Here is a 17,048-nt window from a genome sequence, read left to right on the forward strand (position 1 = left end):
GCACATGCTCGACGAAGGACTGGGGACGTGGCCGGTGCGGCGGGCGCGGATGTCGCCCGGCCGCACCGCGTTCGTCCACGATGGACGGTCGATCACCTACGCCGAGTTCGCCGGCCGCACCGCATCCGTGGCGGCGTACCTGGCCGGGCGCGGGGTGTCGGCTGGCGACCGGGTCGCCTACCTGGGGCCGAACCACCCGTCGTTCGCCGAGGCCATGTTCGCCGCGCACCGGCTCGGCGCTGTCTTCGTCCCGCTCAACTTCCGCCTCACCGCACCGGAACTGGCGTACGCGCTGGCCGACTGCGGTGCCCGGCTCCTGCTCCACGCGCCGGAGTACGCCGGGATCGCGGCGCAACTGGACGTCGACGCGGTCCCGGCGGACACCGCGTACGCCCAAGCCACCCCGATCGACACCGTGGTCCGCCCGGACGACATCGCGCTCATCCTCTACACCTCCGGCACCACCGGGCGGCCCAAGGGCGCGATGCTCAGCCACGCCAACCTCATCTGGAACACCTACAACCTGCTCGTCGGCGTGGACGTCACCGCCGACGAGGTGACACTGGTGTCCGCGCCGCTGTTCCACGTCGCGGCACTCGCCCAGACGCTGCTGCCCACGTTCATCAAGGGCGGCTGCTCGGTGCTGACCAGGGCGTGGGAGGTCGACGCCTGCTACGACCTGATCGAGCGGCACCGCGTCACGATGGCGTTCGGCGTGCCGACGATGTTCGCCGCGCTGGCCGCGTCACCGCGCTGGGCCACGGCCGACCTGTCCTCGTTGCGGACGCTGTTGTGCGGTGGGGCTTCGGTGCCGCTCGCGCTCGTGCGGACCTACCAGGATCGCGGGCTGGTGTTCTGCCAGGGTTACGGGCTCACCGAGACCGCGCCGGGCGGGACGTTCCTGGAGGCGGGGGAGAGCCTGCGCAAGGCTGGTTCGGCCGGGGTCGCGGTGTTCTTCGGTGACGCCAAGGTGGATGCCCCGCCGGGCGAGCCCGGTGAGGTGTTGCTCAAGGGCCCCAACGTATCGCCGGGCTACTGGAACAATCCCGAGGCGACCGCGGCCGCGCGCACCGAGGACGGCTGGTTCCGCTCGGGCGACGTCGCCACGGTCGACGCGGACGGGCACTTCCACATCATCGACCGGCTCAAGGACATGTTCGTCTCCGGCGGCGAAAACGTCTACCCGGCCGAAGTGGAGGCGGCACTCCAGGAGCACCCGGCCGTCGCGGAAGCGGCCGTGATCGGCGTGCCGGACCCGAAGTGGGGCGAGGTGGGCAAGGCTTTCCTGGTGTGCCGCAGCGAAGTGTCCGAGCCGGGACTGCGGGACTTCCTGCTCGGCAGGCTCGCCAAGTACAAGATCCCGGTGACCTTCGAGGTGGTCGAGGCGTTGCCCCGCACCGGATCCGGCAAGATCCGCAAGGCGGAGCTGCGCCGCTCGGCCGAGGGTGCGCGGGAACAGTGACGGCCCGGCGTGCCTGCCGAACCGGGAGACGGTGTCCTCCTCGGTTTCGAGCCGCTGCCGCACGGGTTCGGATGACTGACGCACGAACGCCACCGCGCGAACCGGGGCCCGGCCCGCGCGGTGGCGTTCGTGGTCGTCTGCGTCAGCGCGTGCCGACGCAGACGTTGGGCTTCAGCGTGATCGAGTGGTCACCGCCCCAGTGGGCGCCGGTGCCGACCACGCGGTGCGTGGCCCAGGTGTTGGTGCGCGGGTTGTACCGCGTCCACGCGATCTTCTGCGAAGTGGACGGCAGCAGCGTGCCGTAGATGACGTCGCCGCCCGGTGAGACGAGTTGGGCGTAGCCGCTCCAGTTGCCCGGCGTCACCTGCTCGCGCTGCACCCACGCCTGGGTGGCGTGGTGGTAGTGGAAGCGGATGAGCGCCCCGGCGGTGGTGCGGCCGTAGAGCACGCCGTCACCGGCGGCGGTGATGGAGTTGAAGCGGCCCCAGCCGGTGTCGAGCACCACGCCGGCGTCGTTCTGCCAGCGCTTGGCCGCGGTGTCCCAGACGAACAGGCGCAGGTCACCGTTGGGGTCGATGCGGTAGATCCGGCCCTTCTCGTCCACGGTGAGCTTGTCGCGGTTGGCCGCGGACAGGTAGTGCTGCCAGCCGGTCCCGACCCGCTCACCGCCGATGAAATCCCAGCTCGGCACGTTCCACAGGCGCAGGTCGCCGTCGTTGAACGGGTCGGTGGCGCCGGTCTTCTGGTGCACCGACCAGACGACGTCCGGTCCGGCCTTGAGCGTGCCGGGCACCGAGAACCCGTAAGTTCCGACCGAGGGCCAGTAGTCGACGCCGTCGAGCGCCGGGATCAGGGTGCTGTTGGGCGTGCGGACGTTCTGGGCGTACTTCACCGCGCCCGCTTTGGTGGAATAGAACCTGGTGAAGATCGAGCACTCGAGGAACTGGTCGGGGTTGTGCTGGCCGAACCAGTCGAGCAGGTCGTCCACCCGGGTCTCCACGGAACCGCTGCGGGTCTCCGACGAGCCGAAGCAGCCCTTCTGCCAGGACGTGCTGTGGACGCCCGCCAGTTCGGGCTCCCACTGGTCACCCCGGTAGGCGGGGCCACCGGCGTCACCGCGGCAGGTGTCCGACGCGCCCGAGACGGTGAACGTGGTGTCCGAAACCGAGGAGACCGCGGTGCCGGCGATGTGCTGCTTCAGCGGCACCCAGTCGGTGGCGGTCCGGCCGAACCCGGCGAGCTGCAGCGTCTCCGCCTGCTGCGGCGGCCGGGACGGCAGCCGCGCGCCGCCGAGCCCGGAACGCGTTTCGAGCTTGGCGAAGACCAGGTCGCGATCCTCGCGGGGCTTGAGGTCGATGATCCGCTGGCTCAGCAGGTACGTCCCGCCACCGCCTTTCGCCTGCACCGCGCCGTACCAGAACTCGGCGGTGGCGGGCCTGCTCGGCGGTCCCGGGTTGATCCGGAAGCCCTGCGCCGGGTTCTCGGCGAAGCAGCTGGCGGCGGTGACGAGCCACTGGTCGGAGATGAGCGTGCCCGAACAGGAGCGGAAGTTGTCGCCGATGGTGATGCGTGCGGTGTGCCAGTACGGCTCGCCGTAGGCGCCGGTGGGCGTGCCGTTGGTGACCGCGGCGGCCGGTACGGCCAGCAGCGCCGCGATCGCGGTCGAGGCGGCCAGCGCCGCCACCGACCGTCTCGCGTATCTCTGGGTTCTCATGGTTTCCCTTCCCCAGTCGTGTGGTTGATCGGGCCCTAGGCGGGCTGGCCGTTGACCCAGGAGTGCGAGCGGTGGCCCATCGCGGGCGCGCTGGCCACGCCCTGCAACACGGCGGCCATGCTGTCCGTGCCGAGGTTGCGCGGGGCTTCGTTCTTCCAGTACTGGACCACCTCGAAGTCGGGGTAGTCGTCACCGCCGATGTAGCTCCTGGTGCCGACCTGCTCGTCGATCTTGACCTCGACCCGGCCGTTGACCTGGAACAGCGGCAGCAGCCCGTTGAGCCCGGTGTAGTCCGCGGCCAGGTAGCCGTTCTGCTGGATGCGGACCCGCAGGTCGTTGTCCCCGCCGGGGCGGATCGGGTGGGCGGGGAAGACCCGGTCGGGCATGCGCACCGCGCCCCCCGGCGACCAGATGTAGCCGCCTTTCTTGGTGGACTTGGTGACGGTGTAGCTGACCTTGCCGGTGTCGGTGTCCCAGGCCGCGATGATGCGCGCCGAGGCGCCCGGGTCCATCGAGAAGCCGCGGTCGTCGCCGTCGAGCAGGCCGAAGGCCGCGTCGTCGGAGTGGATGAAGAACCGCATGATGATGATCCCGCGGCCGGGCATCTTGGCGCTGGTGTCCCACACCTGGCGCACGTCATCGGCCGGGACACCGCCGAAGAAGTTGCGCATCGCCGCGTCGTAGTTGGGGTCGTTGGGCCGCGGGGGCTGCCCCGGCGCCGGTTCGGGCTTGCGGGCGGCGTCCTCGGCCCGCCTGCGGGCTTCTTCCTCCTGTCGTTCGAGTTCGGCCGCCCGGTCGGCGGCTTCACGGGCCAGCCTGGCCGCCTCGGCGGCGGACTTGCCCGCCGCCAGCGCGTCCGCCCGTGCGCGGTCGGCGGCTTCCTTGGCGGCGTTCGCCGAACCGGTGGCCTTGTTCGCCGAGTCCTGGGCGCTGATCACCGACTGCTGGGCCTGACCGGCGCTGCGGTGCGCGGCCGCTTCGGCTTCGCGGGCCAGCTGGGCCGACCGGGCGGCGTCGGCCGCCGAGCGCTCCGCCTGGTCCGCGGAAGCCGCCGCCTGTGCGGCGTACTCGCCCGCTTGGATCCGGGAGGTCTCGGCCTGGTTCGCGTACTGCGCGGCTTGGTCCGCGGCGTGGCGGGCGGTCGCGGCGTAGCTGAGCGCGAGGAACGCGTTCTGCCGGGCACCGGCCGCCGACCTCGACGCGGCGGCCAGGTAACCACCGATCTCGGCCACGTGGGCCGCGGTGTCCGCGTCCCGCTGCTGGGCCTGGTGCAGTCCGACGGTGACGAAGGTGCGCACGTAGGTGTCCGGACCGGACAACGCCGCCTGCGCCGAGGCCTTCACCTCGGGGCCGCCGGTGTTGAGCGCCTGCCCGACCAGCACGGCGTCGTCGGCCCGCCGGGCGGTGTGCTGCCCGACCGCGAGGAACTCGCGCACCTGCTCGATCGTGCCGCTCAGCGCCCGCTGGGCACCCGCGCGCACCCCCGGCCCGCCTTCGTTCATGATCCGGGCCAGCTCGATGCGGTCGTCGTCGTCCTTGCCGGGGTAGTACCGGGTGCGCAGGAACTGCTTGACCTGGTCGTGGCTCGCGGCCAGCACGCCCAGCGCGGCGGTGCGCTGCGCCGGTTTGCCCGCGGAGTCGGCGATGGCACCCACGCTGGCCCGGTCGTCCCGCTCGGTGGCCGTGGCCAGCGCGGAGCGCACGAACTCGGTGACATCGGTTTCGGTGCCGGTCAGGGCGAACTCCGCGGCGTCCTGTACCCAGGGACCGCCGGTCTTGGCCAGCCGCGCGGCCACCTTCCGGCCGTTCGAGACCACCAGCGCCGGGGCGGCCGCCGGGTCCCTCGCCTGGTCCAGCAGGCGCTGGGCCTCGGCGTCCAGTCTGGCCTGCTGTCCCGCTTCCCAGGCCGCGGCCGCGGCGCGATCGGCTTCCGCCTGCTTCGCCGTCCGCGCCTCGCGCACCTGCCTGTTCTGCTGGACGAGCAGCCGCTCGGAGTCGGCCTTGCGGGCCACGGTGCTGACCTTGTTCGCCGTGGTGACCGCACCTTCGGCCTGGTCGGCGGCGAGGTCGGCCGCGTCCGCCGCGGCCTGCGCCTTGTCCGCCTGCCCGGCGGACTCACCGGCGTGCAGGTAGGCCTGGTACGCCGCGTCACCGGCGGCGGTGGCGTGCTGGGCCGCCTGGTTCGCCGCGTCGCGCGACTCCGCCGCCGCGGCCGCCGCCTCCTGCGCGATGGCCTTGGCCACGTTCGCCGCCCTGGTCGCCTCCGCGGCCGCCTGCTTGGCCCGTTCCCCGGCGCGCCTGGCCTCCTCGGCGCTGGCTCCGGCCTGCTGGGCGTAGTTCCCGGCCTGCAGCGCCGCATCCGCCGCCGCGGTGGCGTTGGCCGCCGCCGATCCGGCCGCCTGCGCCGCGGTGGCCGCCGCGTTCGCCGCGGTCACCGCCGCGTCCGCCGCCTGCGCCGCCACCCGCGCGTCCTGCGCGACCCGGTGTGCTTCCACCGACGCCTGCCGCGCGGCCTCGGCGTGCTGCCGGTCACCGGCCGCGGCCTGTGCCGCCTTCCGTGCCTTGGCCGCGGTCTGGCTGGCCAGCGACGCCGCTTGCGACGCCTGTCCCGCCGCGTTGGCCGCCACCCTGGCCGCGTCGTTCGCGGCCCGGGAAGCTTCCCCAGCCACCTGCGCGGCCTGGGCGGCCCGCCCGGCGGCGTCGGCCGCCCGCCCGGCGGCGTTGCCCGCCCGGATCGCCGAATCCTGCGCCGCCTGCGCTTCGCGGGCCGCGGTCTCACCGGCCTCCTTGGCCAGCCTCGCCGCCTCGACGGCCTTGCCGGAGGCGTCCCTGGCCACCTCGGTCTGCTGCGCGGCCTGGGTTCCGGCTTCCTTGGCCAGATCCGCCAGCTGCGCCACGGAGAGCGTCTCGTGATCGCGTGCCGCCGCGACGAGGTAGCCGTCGAGCAGGAAGGCCCGCACCTCTTCGATCGAGCCGTTGAGCGCGGCCTGCGCCGCCCGGTTCACCGCCGGGCCACCGGCGTTCATGATCTGCCCGACCCGCACCCGGTCGTCGTCGTCCTTGGCGGTCTGGCGGCCGGTGCCGAGGAAGGTCATCAGCTGCTGGACCGTGCCGCTGAGCGCCTGCTGCGCCGCCGCCTTCACCCCGGGGCCACCGGTGTTGATCAGCTGCGCGATCTGCACGCGCATGTCGTCCTCCCACGGGCGTTGCCACCCGGAGGCGAGGAAGGTGCGCAGGGTCTCCGCCGAACCGCCGAGCGCGGTCTGCGCGGCCCGGCGCACGCCGGGCCCGCCTTCGGCGAGCATCTGCCCGACGCGCGCCCGCAGGTCGTGTCCCTCGGCCACGCCGAACCCGGTGGCCAGGAACACGCGCACGTCCTCGTCGGTGCCCGCGAGCGCGGTCTCCGCCGCCCTCGCCACGCCGGGACCACCGGCCTTCATGATCGAAAACGCCACCGCGCGATCGGTCAGCGCGGTCTGCGCCGACGGTGGCTGGGCCGCGGTGGCCTGCGCGGGGGCCACCAGCAGCGACACCGCGGTCATCGCCGCCAGCGGCAGCGCCAGCACCCGTCTCGGTAATCGTCTCGGTCTCGCCATCTCGATCCTCTCGCTCCTGGGCAGCACAATGTGCGGGAAATGTCAGAGAATTGAAAAGAAAACGGCTCGGCGGTCCAGCCCCCGTGCGGGGCGGGATCAGCCGCCGAGCTAAATGAAAGTAGCAGCAGACCCGGTACCGGCAATCGGCCGAATGGCTTATCGCCAGTTCGGCTGCGGTGATGGCATTCTGGCCGTTGTTCGAATCTCTTCCCCGCCTATGCCGAAGGAAAACAACCATGCCATCATCGAAACTGCCCTCGGGCGCCAAAGTCGCGCTGACCGCACTGCTGGCCGGGGCCGCGGTGGCCGGGGCCACCGGTCTCGCCGGGGCCGCGGGCGGTGGCGGGGCGGCGCCGGCCGTGCCCGCCCTGCAGGTCGCGGCGGCACCCGCGGCCGACGCCCCCACGCACCTGGTCGAGGACTTCCTCCACCCCAACGCCGAGGAGATCCTGGCCGAACGCGGCATCGTGGTCGGCCGGGGCGACGGGCACATCACCCTGGCCGACTGCGGGGAGAACACCCTGATCCAGCTCAGGAGCCGGGCGGCGGGGGACGTCTGCTTCCGGGCGGTCGGCAAGGTCGGCTACCTGAGCATGCAGGTCCCCAGCGTCTACCTGATCTACGGCGGCGACAAGAACCTCAGCGCCAAGCTCACCGCGGCCAACGGCCAGTCCAAGACCTACGACGTCGCGGCCGGGCTCTGGAAGCCGGTCGGGGAAAGCGACACCGGGGTGGAAGCCGCGCTGATGGAGTTGCGCATTGTCTGAAGTTTCCGCCGCCGCGACGTCGGCCGGGAATTTGACGAAAATTTGTAGTGGGAAGTTCGGCTTGACGACTGTTCTCCGGATTCGCTAGAAAGGCGGTGGGCACCAGGAAAACAATTTTCCGGAAAGCATCGGGAGTCGTGATCACCAGCAACGGGAACGGCCGCCGCGCACTTGTCGTCGGCCTGGGCATCAGCGGTCTTTCCACGGCGATCCGGCTGCGGCGCGTCGGCTGGGAGCCGGTGCTCGTGGAACGGGCCCCGGCCCGCCGCACCGAGGGGTACTTCCTGGGCCTGTTCGGCGCGGGCCTGGCCGCGGCGGAGCGGCTGGGCTTCCTGGGAGACCTGGCCGACCGCGCCAGCCGCGGCGGCACCACCTACGAGGTGGACCGGTCCGGCCGGGGCCGCCGGTCCGTGGGCTTCCACGAACTGCCCGGCACGCCGCGGGTGCTGCTGCGCGGGGACGTGGAGGCGGCGGCGTTCCGGGCGCTGCCGCCCGGCGTGGAGATCCGGTTCGCCACCGAGCCGGTCGCGCTCGAGCAGGACCCCGGCGGTGTCGAGGTGACCCTGCTCGACACCGCGACCGGCCGGCTGGGCACCGAACGGTTCGACCTGGTGGTCGGCGCCGACGGGGTCCGCTCGGCCGTGCGCGAGCTGCTCTTCGGGCCGGTGGACGCCCACGTGCGGCGGCTGAACTACATGGTGGGCGCGGTGAAACTGGCACGGCCGGTGCCCGGCTTCGAGCCGGGTGACGGCGCGGTGCTCGCCGAGGTCGGCCGGTCGATGTGGTTGTTCCCCTTCACCGGCACCACCCCGGCGGCGTTGTTCTCCTACCGCACCACCGATGTGGCCGCGGAGTTCACCGCCCCGCCGATCGACCGCCTGCGCGCCGCCTTCGGCCCGGAACCGCCCGGCGGGCTGCTGGCGGCGGTGCTGGCCGAGTTCGAGCGCGCCGAGCGGCCGTTGTTCGACTCGGCGGAGCAGATCCGATTGGACCGCTGGCACCACGGCCGCGTGGTGCTGCTGGGCGACTCGGCGTGGTGCATGACCCTCTACTCGGGCATGGGGGCGTCGGCGGGCATGGCGGCCGCGCAACTGCTCGGCACCCTGCTGGCGCACCACCCCGGCCGCGTCGACCTCGCCCTGCGGGACTGGGAGCACCGCCTGCGCCCGTTCGTCACCTACCACCAGCGGGAGGCGCTCAAGCAGCGGCAGTTCTTCACCCCGGCGAGCCGGTTCCAGCGGGTCGCCCGGTCCACGGTGCTCCGCGGGCTGAAGTCACCGCGTACCGGTGGTTTCTTCCGCCGGGTGCTGGACACCACCGCGGCGAAGGCGCAGCGGATGAAGGCGCTGGACATCAGCGCACCGGTGGCACCGGAGCCCGTGCGGTGACCGGGCGCCGGTGCCACCGGGTCAGGCGGAGGCGGACCAGGAGCGCAGCCGCTCGTCGAGCCCGATCCGGAAGCCCACGCCGCGCACGGTGTGGATCACCGAGGTCAGGCCGAGCTTGCCGCGCAGGCTGCTCACGTGCGTGTCGATGGTGCGGCTGGAGCGGGCCCACTCGTCGTTCCACACCACGTACATGATCTCCCGCCGGGTGAACACCCGGCCCGGTTCCGCCGCGAGCAGGTGCAGCAGGTCGAACTCCTTCCTCGTCAGCTCGACCTGCTGCTCGCCGACCCGCACCTCGCGGCTCTGCGGGGTGATCCGCAGCGGCCCGTGGACGATCTCGTCCGGCCGCGGGCCCCCGCGGCCCACCGCGGCGTGGATCCGCTGCAGCAGTTGCCTGCCGTCGAACGGTTTGGGCAGGAACGCGCTCAGCCCGCTGCACAGCCCGAGCACCCGGTCGAGGTCGGAGTCGTGGCCCGCCGTCCCGATGATCGGGACGGCGGAACCCGCCCGGATCCGCCGGCACGCTTCGTAGCCGTTCAACGCCGGCACGTCGAGGTCGAGCACCACCACGTCGGCGAACGGCGCCCAGGCCACCACCGCCGACTCGTTGTCTACTTTGGATACTTCGTGGCCCTGCTGCCGCAGGGTGACGGCGATCGCGGCCACCCGCTCCGGATCGCCGTCGGTACACAATATCCGCGCCACAGATCCCCCAGTGGATCGCAGTTGGATTAACGTTTCGGACGATAGCAGAACCGCAGATCACGGCGGCCGGAGAAGGCGGGTGGCCACCGGGCGCTTTGCCAAGATCTGACACAAGGTTGCGGCAAGGTTCCGGCAAGTTCGTTGACCACTTCCGCGCCGCCGTGCCAGCCTGGGTGAAATCCACCTATCCCTTTTCACAGGAGGCTGAAATGGTGCTGCCCACACCCGGGGCTCACACCCCGGACCGGGAGCTGGCGGACCGCCTGGAGTTGCGCGAGCTGGCCGACCGCTACCTGGTGTCGCTGGACCGGTACACCGGCGACGACTGGTGCGCCCGGGTGTTCACCGAGGACGTGCGCGCGCGGTTCCCGCTGGGCGAGTTCCACGGGCTCGCCGGGCTGGCCGAGTTCCACGCCCAGGGCCGCAGCCGGTTCGAGAAGACGCTGCACACCGGGTCCACCGTGCTGGTCGAGCCGGACGGGGACGTGGCGCGGGTACGCGCCCACCTGGTCGCCGTGCACGTGCCCGAGGTCGCTCGCCCGTCGGTGCACTTCACCCTCGGTGGCTACTACGACGCCGAGGCGGTGCGCGGGCCGGACGGCTGGCGCTTCCGCGTGCTGGAGTTCCACCCGGTGTGGGTGGGCGGTGACGCGGAATTGCCGGAGGTGTTCACCGGCGATTCCCTGCCGCTTTCCTGACCCCGAATTGTCATTTCCTTGAATCGGTGCGCATTGACCCGGCATTCATGAACCGGTGAGAATTGATCGCACCGTCACCGCCGTCCGGCGAAACCGTGAAATCGAGTCCGGGAAGTCACAGCATGAACCTGCGCGAAAAAGTCATGCCCATGCGGGCGGGTGAACCGGCGGCGACCGCCGCGCTGGCGCTCGACCGGGCGATCTCCTTCATCCGGTCCTGTGTGGACAGTGAGGACCGGATGCTGTCGCGGGTGGCGTTCGACCCCTCCTTCGCCCGCTCGCACCGGATCGGCGAAGCCCGCGCGGCGATCCGCCGGGAACTGGGGGTCGACGTCGGGTTCGACTTCGGCGACGACCTGTCGACGGTGATCCTCGGCCTGTCGCTGCTGCCGCCCGAGGAGGACGTGCTGGCGCGCGGTTTCGCCCGGCTGCTCGACCGCGGCCGGGCGGGGCACCGCATCCGGTTGTTCACCGAGGCGGGCAGCTTCCCGGCGGACACCGACTGCACCGCGGTCGCCGCCCAGGGCCTGCTCGACCAGGAACTGCTCACCGGTGCCGAACTCTCGGCCTTCGCGAACGAACTGCTGCGCGCCGCCGCGCCACCCGATGACGACGGGCGCGACGCGGCACCGGTGCTGCCGGGGGTGGTCACCGTGTACTGGGACGACGGGAAGCTGGTCCGGGGGCGCAAGCACGACCCGGTCGTCTGCGCGAACGTCCTTTGTGTACTCAAGGAGGCGGCGCGGCAGGGACTGGTGCGGGCGGACGAGGTGATCGAGGCGACCCAGCGCTACGTGGCGGACCACCTGCTCTCCGGTGCCTACCGCGACGGCAGCCGGTACTACCCGTACCCCGAAGCGTTCCTGCACTCGGTTTCCCGGCTGGCCGGCCGGTTCGCCGACTGCCGGGAACCCCTGGCCGGCCCGCTCGCCGCCGCCCTGCGCGAACTGGAGGCGGACGGGGGCGCCGACCGGGACCGGTCGATCAACGTGGCGCTGCGCACCATCACCGCGGTGAACACCGGGGTGCACGACGGCCAGTCCGCCCGGCGGCAGCTGCTCGCCGGACAGCAGGACCAGGACGGTGCCTGGCCGGCTTCGCCGTACTACCGGCTCGGGCGGTTCCCGGTCTACTTCGGCTCCCGCGCGCTGTCCACCTTGTTCGCGGCCAGCGCACTGCGCCTTTCGCAGCCTGCCGGGAACGGGGGTGCGCGGTGAAGGACACCGAACTCGACGCCGCGGGCATCCGCCACCCGCTGGACCGCGACGCCTACCGCAAAGCCAGCGAACTGCTCCGGCGCCAGGCCAGGACCCGCGGTTCCGGCACGGCGATCCGCTTCATGTTCCCGCCGTCGAACCGCCCGTACTTCGAAGTGCTGTTCGCGTTCATCACCTACGTCGACGACATCGTCGACGTCCGCGAGCACAGCACCGAGATCCGGGCACGGCGCCTGGCGGAATGGGAAGCGGCCTTCTCGGCGGCGGTGAAGGAAGAACTGCCTGCCACGGCCTCTTCCCGCGACGAGGAGTCCGACAACGCGATCGCCCGCGCCTTCGTGCACCTGATGCGGACGTGGGACCTGCCGCTCGACGAGGTGCCCCGGTGGGTGCAGGGCCAGCGCGACACGCTGACCGTGACCGAATACCGCACCCGCGGCGAGCTCCAGCGGTTCATCGACACGGTGACGCTGATGCCCGCGGTGTGGGCGAACCGCCTGCTGGGCAACGAGAGCGAGGAGGCGGCCGAGCTCTGCCGCGGGGCGACCACCTCGTTCCAGATGATCGACTTCCTGTGGGACCTGCGCGAAGACCTCGAACTCGGCTGCCTCTACCTGCCGGTGGAGAGCCTGACGGCGGCGGGGCTGAGCCGCGCGGAGCTCGAAGCCCGGCTGCGCGGTGGCCGTCCCGGCCAGGCGCTGCGGGACCTGCTGGCCACCGAGGTGCGGCGCGTCCGGGAGGGCTTCGACCGGGCCCGGCCGTGGCCGGCGCTGCTGCCGGTCACCTCCCGCACCTTCATCGAGTGGGAGTTCGCGCTCAACGAGCTGCGGCTGGTCGCGCTGGAACGGGACCCGGTGGCACACCTGGAGCCCGGCTACCGCGCGCCGGCTTCGTTCAAGGCGAGTGCGCTCGCCCGGACCTATCGCGACATCACCAAGGCGGCGCTCGAGCGGAAGGGGTACCAGTGGTGAAGCACGATGTGCTGGTGGTCGGCGGCGGGCCGGTGGGCCTGATGCTGGCCGGTGAACTCCGCCTCGGCGGCGCGGACGTGGTGGTGCTCGAGTCGCTGACCGTCCCGAGTGGACAGTCTCGCGGCCTCGGGTTCACCGCCCGCGCCACGGAGGTGTTCGGCCAGCGCGGCCTGCTGGACCGCTTCGGCGTGGTGGAAACCGCCGCGCAGGGCCACTTCGGCGGCATCCCGCTGGACTTCAGCGTGCTCGAGGGCGCGCACTTCGGCGCCAGGGGCATTCCCCAGCACCGGGTCGAGGCGGTGCTCGAACAGTGGGCCGGGGAACTGGGCGCGCGGATCCTGCGCGGGCACACCCTCGTCGAGCTGTCCGACACCGGGGACGGCGTGGCGGTGGTGGCCGAGGGACCGGACGGCCGGGCCGAGTTCTCCGCCACTTACCTCGTCGGCTGCGACGGTGGCCGGAGCACGGTCCGCCGGCTGGCCGGGTTCGACTTCCCCGGCACGGAGGCGACCAGGGAGATGTACCTGGCCGACGTGGCGGGCTGTGACATCCGGCCGCGCTTCATCGGGGAACGGGTGGCCGGTGGCATGGTGATGGCCGCGCCGCTGGGCGACGGGGTGGACCGGATCATCGTCTGCCCGCTGGGCCTGTCCCCGCGCGAGGGCGAACCCGGCTTCGCCGAGATCGCCGACCGCTGGCAGGAGCTCACCGGGCAGCGCCTGCACGACGCCGAGGTCCGGTGGCACAGCCGGTTCACCGACGCCACCCGCCAGGTCACCACCTACCGGAAGGGCCGGGTGCTGCTCGCGGGCGACGCGGCGCACATCCACCTGCCCGCCGGCGGGCAGGGGCTCAGCCTCGGCGTCCAGGACGCGGTGAACCTCGGCTGGAAGCTCGCCGCGACCGTGCGCGACACCGCGCCCCCCGGCCTGCTCGACACCTACCACGCCGAACGCCACCCGGTCGGCGCCCGGGTGCTGCGGAACACCCTCGCCCAGGGACTGCTCTACCTCAGCGGCGAGGAGATCGACCCGCTGCGCGCGATCACGGCCGAGCTGATGGCGATCCCGGACGCCGCCCGGCACCTGGCGGGCATGGTGAGCGGCCTGGACATCCGTTACGACGCCGGGGACGGCCCGCCGCCATTGGGGATGCGGATGCCGGACGTGCCGCTCGACCACCGGACGACGGTGGCGGAACTGCTGCACGGCGGGCGCGGGGTGCTGATCGACAGCACCGAATCGGCGGAGTACGCCGCGGCCGCCGCCCGCTGGGCCGACCGGGTCGACGTCGTGGCCGCCCGGCCGCTCGCGCACACGCCGTCGGGCTGGCCCGCCGGGCTGGACGCGGTGCTGCTGCGCCCCGACGGCTACGTGGCCTGGACCGGCACCTCGGACCTGGAAACCGAACTCGGGCGCTGGTTCGGCGCGCCCCGGCAGGTCCCGGCGGGGGTGACGGGGTGAACGGGCACAGCACGCTGATCGTGGCGCGGATGGACGCGGCCTCGAGCGCCGAGGTCGCCGCCCTCTTCACCGAGTTCGACCGTGGCGAGACCCCCGGGCTGATGGGCACCCGGCGGCGGCAGTTGTTCCACTACCGCGGCCTGTACTTCCACCTACAGGACTTCGACGGCGACGAAGGGGCCGAACGGATCGAAGCGGCCAAAACCCGGCCCGAGTTCGTCCGGATCAGCACCGAGCTCAAGCCGTTCATCACCGCCTACGACCCGCAGACCTGGCGGTCGCCGAAGGACGCCATGGCCGAACGCTTCTACCACTGGCCGGCGGAGCGGTCCGGATGAGCGCACGGGTGGTGATCACCGGCATCGGGGTGCTCGCGCCCGGTGGCACGGGGACCGGGCCGTTCTGGGACCTGCTCAGCTCCGGCCGGACGGCGACCCGGCTGATCAGCGCGTTCGACCCGGCGCCGTACCGGTCCCGGACGGCCGCCGAGATCGACTTCGACCCGGCCGCGGCCGGGCTCACCCCGCGGCAGGCCCGCCGGATGGACCGCGCCGCGCAGCTCGCGCTGGTCGCGGCCAGGGAAGCCGTGCACGACAGCGGGATCGACCTCGGCGCGCTCGATCCGGGGGAGCTCGGCGTCACGCTGGGCACCGCGGTCGGGGCCACCACCGGGCTCGAAGCGGAGTACCGGGTGGTCAGCGACGAGGGCAGGCTGTTCGAAGTCGACCACCGGTACGCCGTGCGGCACCTGCACAACTTCCTGGTGCCGAGTTCGTTCGCCGCGGAGCTGGCGGTCGAGTTCGGCGCGGAGGGGCCGGTGTCGGTGGTGTCCACCGGCTGCACCTCCGGCCTCGACGCGGTCGCGCACGCGGCCGGGCTGATCCGGGAAGGCTCGGCCGAGGTGGTGCTCGCGGGCGCCACCGACGCGCCGATCTCACCGATCACGGTGGCCTGCTTCGACGCGCTCAAGGCGACCACCCCGCGCAACGACGACCCGGAGCACGCCTCCCGCCCGTTCGACGCCACCCGCAACGGGTTCGTGCTCGGAGAGGGCGCGGCGGTGTTCGTGCTGGAAAGCCTCGACCACGCCAGGAAGCGCGGGGCGGTGGTGCACGCCGAGTTCGCCGGGTACGGCACGCGGTGCAACGCCCACCACATGACCGGCCTGCGCCAGGACGGCGCCGAGATGGCCGAAGCCATCACCGCGGCGCTGGACGAGGCGCGGATCGCTCCCGAGGAGGTCGACTACGTCAACGCCCACGGTTCGGGCACCCGGCAGAACGACCGGCACGAGACCGCGGCGTTCAAACACGCGCTGGGCGGGCACGCCCGCCGGACGCCGGTCAGCTCGATCAAGTCGATGATCGGGCACTCCCTGGGCGCCATCGGCGCGCTGGAGATCGCCGCCTCGGTGCTGGCCATCCGGCACGACGTGGTGCCGCCGACGGCGAACCTGCACCGGCCGGACCCGGAGTGCGATCTCGACTACGTGCCGCTGACCGCCCGCCCGTGGCGCACCGACACGGTGCTCAGCGTGGGCAGCGGTTTCGGCGGCTTCCAGAGCGCCGTGGTGCTCCGGCAGGTGGCGGCGTGAGCGCCGCGGTGTTCACCGGGATCGGCGTGACCGCGCCGAACGGGCTCGGCACCGAGCAGTACTGGGCCGCCACCCTGGCAGGCCGCGGCGGGATCGGGCCGGTGCGCCGGTTCGACGCCTCGGGTTACCCGGCGACCCTGGCCGGGGAGGTACCGGGGTTCGAAGCCGCCGACCACCTGCCGGGGCGGCTGCTGCCGCAGACCGACCACATGACCCGGCTCGCCCTGGTCGCCGCGGACTGGGCGCTGGCCGATTCCGGGATCCGGCCCGGTGACCTGCCCGCCGGGGAACTGGGCGTGGTCACCGCCAGTTCGGCGGGCGGGTTCGAGTTCGGCCAGCGGGAACTGCAGAAGCTGTGGCGCCACGGCGGCGACCACGTCAGCGCCTACCAGTCGTTCGCCTGGTTCTACGCGGTCAACACCGGGCAGATCTCCATCCGCCACGGCCTGAAGGGGCCGGGCGGTGTGGTGGTCACCGAGCAGGCAGGCGGGCTCGACGCGCTCGGGGAGGCCCGGCGACGGGTGCGCCGCGGCAGCCGCGTGATCGTCTCGGGCGCGGTCGACGGCGCGCTGTGCCCGTGGGGCTGGGTGGCCCTGTCCGCGGACGGGCGGGTGAGCACCGGCTCCGATCCGGGCACCGCCTACCTGCCCTTCGACCGCCGGGCCGCCGGGTACGTACCGGGCGAGGGTGGCGCGATCCTGGTGCTGGAGGACGAAAACTCGGCGCGCGACCGCGGCGCGCCGAAGATCTACGGCGAACTGGCCGGCTACGCGGCGACCTTCGACCCGCCGCCGGAGCGCGGCAGGCCGCCCGCCCTGCGCCGGGCGATCGAAAAGGCGTTGCGCGACGCCGGGATCCAGCCGGGCCAAGTGGACGCGGTGTTCGCCGACGCGGCCGCGATCCCGGCCGAAGACCGCGCCGAGGCCGACGCGATCACTGCGGTCTTCGGCGCGCACGCGGTGCCGGTGACCGCGCCCAAGGCGCTCACCGGCCGGCTGGCCGCCGGTGGTGGCTCGCTCGACGTGGCGACCGCGCTGCTGTCGCTGCGGGACGGCGTGCTGCCTGCCACCGCCGGCGTGCTCCCCGAACCCGGTCACCGGATCGACCTGGTGACCGGCAGTCCGAGAACCGCCGATCTGCGCACGGTGGTGGTGCTCGCCCGCGGTGCGGGCGGGTTCAACTCGGCGGTGGTCCTGCGCAACCGGCGACGGAACGAGGAGACCGGAGAACCATGCTGACCCTGGACGAACTGAGGAACTTCCTGCGCGAGAGCGCGGGGGAGAGCGACCTGCTCGACGGCGACATCCTCGACGTCGAATTCGAGTCGCTCGGCTACGACTCGATCGCGCTGATCGAAACCGTGGCGCGGATCGGCCGCGAGCACGGAGTCCGCCTCGACGACGACGCGGTGACGACCGTGCGGACCCCGCGGGAACTGCTGGACCTGGTCAACTCCGTGCGGGCGGGCTGAAC

Annotated in this window: 14 protein-coding genes; 11 read left to right on the top strand and 3 right to left on the bottom strand. The window is 72.6% G+C overall.

What is annotated here, in order from left to right:
* Positions 1-4: 4 nt before the first annotated feature.
* Entirely contained in the window at positions 5-1,462 is a 1,458-nt protein-coding gene (locus tag L3Q67_RS29880; RefSeq protein WP_499184760.1) for an acyl-CoA synthetase, read from the top strand.
* A gap of 142 nt (positions 1,463-1,604) precedes the next feature.
* Here L3Q67_RS29880 and L3Q67_RS29885 read toward each other — a convergent pair whose 3' ends face one another.
* Positions 1,605-3,176 carry a tachylectin-related carbohydrate-binding protein gene (locus tag L3Q67_RS29885; protein ID WP_499184761.1) on the bottom strand — a complete coding sequence of 524 codons (1,572 nt, stop codon included), beginning with the start codon at positions 3,174-3,176 and terminating at the stop codon, positions 1,605-1,607.
* Positions 3,177-3,211: 35 nt separating this feature from the next.
* Positions 3,212-6,772 (bottom strand): ALF repeat-containing protein, encoded by a 3,561-nt coding sequence (locus L3Q67_RS29890; RefSeq protein ID WP_499184762.1) that lies wholly within the window; start codon positions 6,770-6,772, stop codon positions 3,212-3,214.
* Positions 6,773-7,008: 236 nt separating this feature from the next.
* Here L3Q67_RS29890 and L3Q67_RS29895 point away from each other — a divergent pair, with 236 nt between their 5' ends.
* Both L3Q67_RS29895 and L3Q67_RS29900 read left to right on the top strand, forming a co-directional pair.
* Positions 7,009-7,539 carry a hypothetical protein gene (locus L3Q67_RS29895; RefSeq protein ID WP_499184763.1) on the top strand — a complete coding sequence of 177 codons (531 nt, stop codon included), beginning with the start codon at positions 7,009-7,011 and terminating at the stop codon, positions 7,537-7,539.
* A 137-nt stretch (positions 7,540-7,676) separates the two neighbouring features.
* Complete coding sequence (locus tag L3Q67_RS29900) at positions 7,677-8,927, top strand: Rossmann-fold NAD(P)-binding domain-containing protein (RefSeq protein WP_499184764.1); 1,251 nt, start codon at positions 7,677-7,679, stop codon at positions 8,925-8,927.
* 21 nt (positions 8,928-8,948) lie between these two features.
* On the opposite strand, the gene L3Q67_RS29905 is transcribed toward L3Q67_RS29900, so the two are convergent.
* A complete protein-coding gene (locus L3Q67_RS29905) occupies positions 8,949-9,632 on the bottom strand; it encodes a response regulator transcription factor (RefSeq protein ID WP_499184765.1) in 684 nt (227 codons plus the stop codon).
* A gap of 209 nt (positions 9,633-9,841) precedes the next feature.
* On the opposite strand from L3Q67_RS29905, the gene L3Q67_RS29910 reads away from it, so the two are divergent.
* The 8 genes from L3Q67_RS29910 (at position 9,842) to L3Q67_RS29945 (ending at position 17,046) form a co-directional block, all read left to right on the top strand.
* The gene (locus tag L3Q67_RS29910) at positions 9,842-10,330 is read left to right on the top strand and encodes a nuclear transport factor 2 family protein (protein ID WP_499184766.1); all 489 of its coding nucleotides are present in this window, start codon (positions 9,842-9,844) and stop codon (positions 10,328-10,330) included.
* Between the two features lie 122 nt (positions 10,331-10,452).
* Entirely contained in the window at positions 10,453-11,547 is a 1,095-nt protein-coding gene (locus L3Q67_RS29915; RefSeq protein WP_499184767.1) for a hypothetical protein, read from the top strand.
* A complete protein-coding gene (locus L3Q67_RS29920; protein ID WP_499184768.1) occupies positions 11,544-12,518 on the top strand; it encodes a phytoene/squalene synthase family protein in 975 nt (324 codons plus the stop codon). The genes L3Q67_RS29915 and L3Q67_RS29920 overlap by 4 nt, the downstream gene beginning before the upstream one ends.
* Positions 12,512-13,981, top strand: a complete 1,470-nt coding sequence (locus tag L3Q67_RS29925) for an FAD-dependent monooxygenase (protein ID WP_499184769.1) — start codon at positions 12,512-12,514, stop codon at positions 13,979-13,981. Before L3Q67_RS29920 ends, L3Q67_RS29925 begins: the two co-directional genes overlap by 7 nt.
* Positions 13,978-14,319, top strand: coding sequence for a TcmI family type II polyketide cyclase (locus L3Q67_RS29930; protein WP_499184770.1), 342 nt, complete (start codon positions 13,978-13,980; stop codon positions 14,317-14,319). Before L3Q67_RS29925 ends, L3Q67_RS29930 begins: the two co-directional genes overlap by 4 nt.
* A complete protein-coding gene (locus L3Q67_RS29935; RefSeq protein WP_499184771.1) occupies positions 14,316-15,575 on the top strand; it encodes a beta-ketoacyl-[acyl-carrier-protein] synthase family protein in 1,260 nt (419 codons plus the stop codon). The genes L3Q67_RS29930 and L3Q67_RS29935 overlap by 4 nt, the downstream gene beginning before the upstream one ends.
* Positions 15,572-16,813, top strand: coding sequence for a ketosynthase chain-length factor (locus L3Q67_RS29940; RefSeq protein ID WP_499184772.1), 1,242 nt, complete (start codon positions 15,572-15,574; stop codon positions 16,811-16,813). The genes L3Q67_RS29935 and L3Q67_RS29940 overlap by 4 nt, the downstream gene beginning before the upstream one ends.
* Positions 16,807-17,046, top strand: a complete 240-nt coding sequence (locus tag L3Q67_RS29945) for an acyl carrier protein (RefSeq protein WP_499184773.1) — start codon at positions 16,807-16,809, stop codon at positions 17,044-17,046. Before L3Q67_RS29940 ends, L3Q67_RS29945 begins: the two co-directional genes overlap by 7 nt.
* The last annotated feature ends 2 nt before the right edge of the window (positions 17,047-17,048 follow it).

Origin of the sequence: Saccharothrix sp. AJ9571 (assembly GCF_021725495.1) — a bacterium.
In the GTDB taxonomy this organism is placed as follows: Bacteria; Actinomycetota; Actinomycetes; order Mycobacteriales; family Pseudonocardiaceae; genus Amycolatopsis; species Amycolatopsis magusensis.

Excerpts from the sequence above, each read along its gene's own strand:
- L3Q67_RS29880 (WP_499184760.1), top strand. The coding sequence starts at position 5 with ATGCTCGACGAAGGACTGGGGACGTGGCCGGTGCGGCGGGCGCGGATG.
- L3Q67_RS29885 (WP_499184761.1), bottom strand. The coding sequence starts at position 3,176 with ATGAGAACCCAGAGATACGCGAGACGGTCGGTGGCGGCGCTGGCCGCC.
- L3Q67_RS29890 (WP_499184762.1), bottom strand. The coding sequence starts at position 6,772 with ATGGCGAGACCGAGACGATTACCGAGACGGGTGCTGGCGCTGCCGCTG.
- L3Q67_RS29895 (WP_499184763.1), top strand. The coding sequence starts at position 7,009 with ATGCCATCATCGAAACTGCCCTCGGGCGCCAAAGTCGCGCTGACCGCA.
- L3Q67_RS29910 (WP_499184766.1), top strand. The coding sequence starts at position 9,842 with ATGGTGCTGCCCACACCCGGGGCTCACACCCCGGACCGGGAGCTGGCG.
- L3Q67_RS29915 (WP_499184767.1), top strand. The coding sequence starts at position 10,453 with ATGAACCTGCGCGAAAAAGTCATGCCCATGCGGGCGGGTGAACCGGCG.
- L3Q67_RS29935 (WP_499184771.1), top strand. The coding sequence starts at position 14,316 with ATGAGCGCACGGGTGGTGATCACCGGCATCGGGGTGCTCGCGCCCGGT.
- L3Q67_RS29945 (WP_499184773.1), top strand. The coding sequence starts at position 16,807 with ATGCTGACCCTGGACGAACTGAGGAACTTCCTGCGCGAGAGCGCGGGG.